The organism is Micromonospora inaquosa, from assembly GCF_003857055.1.
In the GTDB taxonomy this organism is placed as follows: Bacteria; Actinomycetota; Actinomycetes; order Mycobacteriales; family Micromonosporaceae; genus Micromonospora; species Micromonospora inaquosa.
The window spans coordinates 1-3,701 of sequence record NZ_QGSZ01000054.1 but is presented as its reverse complement, the minus strand read 5'-3'; the positions used below and the strand labels follow the sequence as shown (position 1 = coordinate 3,701).

Below are 3,701 nucleotides of genomic sequence, written 5' to 3'. Positions count from 1 at the left end.
ATCCCACCCCCTACCGGAGCAGCGGACGCGCTGCTCGACGCCGCCGTGTGGGCCACACAGCGGCCGTGGCTGGCCGCTGTCGCCGCCGGCGGGCTGATCATGTGGATCGCGGCCCGCAACCTGCTCGAGATCGGGCGGCACCGCCACCACGCCAACGGTGCGCGCCTCGTGACGATCGCGCCACCCCCGGAAGTCGACCCGCACAGCGCTGGCGCGTTATGGGCGAACCTGGCCGGCGTGCTGACCCCGTCACGGCGGCGGCGCCTGCTCCACGGCGCCCCGCACGTCGTGTGGCAGTACACGTGGTCCGGCCGGCAACTACTGATCTCGATCTGGGTTCCCGGCACCGTCCCTCCGGGGGCGGTCGAGGCCGCGGTGCGGGCGGCGTGGCCCAGCTCGGCCACCACCACCGACGACAACCCGCCGCCGCCGATCCCCCTGGACGCCCATCCCGCAGCCGGTGGGCACCTGCTGCCCGTGTACGCGGAGTGGCTGCCGCTGGCCACCGACCACGACACCGACCCACTGCGCCCGCTGATGGCCGCCGGCGCGCAGCTCACACCCCGCGAGTACGCCTGCGTGCAGATCCTCGCCCGCCCGGCCACACCCCGGCGCGCGGCACGGGCACGCCGCGCGGCCGGGCGGCTCCGGGCCGGCACCACCGCCGTACCGACGATCAACCCGGCCGCGCCGATGCGGTGGCTGCTGGACGCGTTCCTACCCGGCACCGGCGGCGCCGGCCGGTCTACGGCGTCCGTGTCCCGTCGGGATCCCACCGTCGAGCGCGACGTCCGGGCGATCCTGGACAAGACCGCGCACCCGCTGTGGCAGACCGGCATCCGCTACGCCGTCGCCACCACCAACCGGCGCCCCGGCGCCGACCCGACCGGCCGGCTGCGGGGCATCGCCGACACCCTCGCCTCGGCGTTCGCCATCCACACCGGCCGCAACCGGCTCACCCACCGCGCCCGGATGCCCGCCCCGGTGGCCGTCCTCGCCGCACGCCGCCTCGGACCCGGATTCCTCACCTCCGCCCCGGAACTCGCCGCCCTCGCCGCGTTGCCGCGCGACCTTGCCGTGCCCGGCCTCGACCGGGCGCGGGCCACGTCCATGCCGGCGCCGGTCGCCGTCCCCGGCGGCGGACGTGGGGTGAAGATGCTCGGCGACGCCGAAATCGGTGGCCACAGTGTCGGGCTGACGGTGCCAGACGCGAGGTATCACATGCATATGATCGGTTCCACGGGCTCCGGCAAGACCACCCTGCTGGTCAACATGGCCCTCGACGACATCAACGCCGGCCGCGGCACCGTCGTCATCGACCCGCACGGCGACCTCGTCCTGGACATCCTCGACCGGCTCCCCGCCACCGCCGCCGACCGCGTCGTGCTCTTCGACCCCGACCAGGACAACCCGCCGACACTGAACCCCCTCGAAGGCGACGACCCCGACCTGGTCGTCGACAACCTCGTGTCGATCTTCGGGAACATCTTCGCCAAGGCGTGGGGACCGCGGATGGACGACGTCATGCGGGTGGCCTGCCTGACCCTGCTACGCCACAACAACGTCACCCTGCAACACATCCCCCCGCTGCTCAACAGCCCCCAGTTCCGCTCGGCGATGACGGTGGACCTGGACGACCCGGCCGGGCTCAGCGGCTTCTGGCAGTGGTACGACAGCCTCAACGACAGCCTCCGCTCACAGGTCATCGGACCGGTCCTCGCCCGGCTGCGCGCGTTCCTGCTGCGCGACTTCGTCAAACGCACCATGCGCTACCCCCGCTCGAGCTTCGACATGGGCCGAGTCCTCAACGGCGGCGTGCTGCTCGTCCGCATCCCCAAGGGCGTGCTCGGCGAGGACACCAGCCGGCTGCTCGGCTCCCTGATCCTCGCGCAGGTATGGCAAGCCACCACCGCCCGCGCCGGCATCGAACCCGACCGGCGCCGCGACGCGACCCTGATCATCGACGAGGCCCAGAACTTCCTGACCCTGGCCAACTCCCTCGACACGATGCTCGCCGAGGCCCGCAAGTACCGGCTGTCACTCGTGCTCGCCCACCAGGACCTGGCCCAGTTCCCCCGCGACCTGCTCGCCGCGGCGTCGGCCAACGCCCGCAACAAGGTGTACTTCACGGTCGCGCCGGAAGACGCGAAGGTCCTGTCCCGGCACACCCTGCCGGAACTGGGCGAGCACGACCTCGCCCACCTCGACGCGTACACCGCCGCCGCGCGGCTGGTCGTCAACGGCCGCCAAACCCCGGCGTTCACGATGAAGACCCGGCCGCCGAAGCCGATCGTCGGAGAGGCGACCGCCATCCGCCAGGCCGCCGCCGCGGCGGTACCGAGCCAGGACACCAGCGCCGTCGACGACCTCGTCGAACGGCTCAGCCGCAGACCCGACGACCGTCGATCCCGTCCGAAGAGCGACCGGAGCTAACTGTCTCTGTCAGACGGTGGCGTCGCCCGGGTCGCGCACCGGCTCGTCACCGGGATCGTCACCGGTGACCGCCGGGCATCCGCAGCACAGTGCTGACCTGGGCTGTCAGTGCCGCACGCACCCCGTGACAGGCCCTGCGCACCGACCTCCCTCGTCCCAGACACCCCTCCCGATCGGGAGGGGAACCCCATCCTGCCCAGGAGCAACCGTCGTGTACTCCCGTGTACCCCCCGCCTCCCGCAACTCCGATCCCCTCGCGGTCTTCGGTCGCATCGTCCCCCGCGACCACGCCCTCCTCGGGCTGCTCGCCGAGCACTACCTGCTGTCCACCGACCAAATCACCAGCGCCCTCTTCGACACCCGGCGCACCGCCCAACGGCGGCTGACGATCCTGCACCGCCTCGACGTGCTACACCGATTCGGCCGCAGCGGCGCCCACGGCCGCTACGGATCACTGCTCTACACCCTCGGCCACGTCGGACTGCAGCTACACCCGACCGTCTACCACGACCCGATCGGCACCAGCGGCAAGGCACCACGCAGCTCCCTGGAACGCGCCAAGCGGATCGCCGCCAGCGGCCAGGTCAACCACCTGCTCGGCGTCAACCAGTTCTTCACCGACCTCATCGCCACCGCCCGCCACACACCCAACGCCCGGCTGTCACGGTGGTGGTCCGAGCAGCACGCCACCACCGTCTACGCCCAGGCCGGCATCCGCCCCGACGGACACGGCGTATGGACCGTCGGCGACACCTCGACCGGGTTCTTCCTCGAGCACGACAACGACACCGAGAACCTCGCCCGGGTCGTGGCCAAGCTGCGCGGCTACGAACGCCTCACCACCTTCGGACCCCGCTACCCCGTGCTGTTCTGGGTCCCCAGCCGGCGCCGCGAGGCCAGCCTCCTCGCAGTGCTCGCCGGACTGCGCACCACCAGCCCGATCGCCACCGCCATCCACAGCCCCGACCCGGCCGGTCGGGTGTGGACCCTCGTCTCGGACCCCACCCACCGCCGGTACCTGCACGAGCTGCCCTGCGACCACGGCCCCGACACGGCCACCAACCCACGGCGCTTCGACCACCCGTAGACCTCACACCGCAGGCCAGGGGGGTCTGTGGATCTAACGGTGTTTCCGGCCTGACCCGCCGGGCGTTGTGCCTGGTGAGGAGGGTGCCGTGATGACCGCGACACAGAACGATCAGGCTGGACGGAAGAAGCGGGCGGAGCCGTCGGCGGAGGCGAAGGCCGCCGTGGAGCTGTTCCGGGCG

At 72.1% G+C, this 3,701-nt stretch carries 2 protein-coding genes; both read left to right on the top strand.

Annotated features, from left to right (window positions below):
- A complete protein-coding gene (locus DLJ59_RS00650; RefSeq protein ID WP_244235765.1) occupies window positions 1–2,433 on the top strand; it encodes a type IV secretory system conjugative DNA transfer family protein in 2,433 nt (810 codons plus the stop codon).
- Between the two features lie 211 nt (window positions 2,434–2,644).
- Window positions 2,645–3,520 carry a replication-relaxation family protein gene (locus DLJ59_RS00645; protein ID WP_124770586.1) on the top strand — a complete coding sequence of 292 codons (876 nt, stop codon included), beginning with the start codon at window positions 2,645–2,647 and terminating at the stop codon, window positions 3,518–3,520.
- Window positions 3,521–3,701 lie beyond the last annotated feature (181 nt).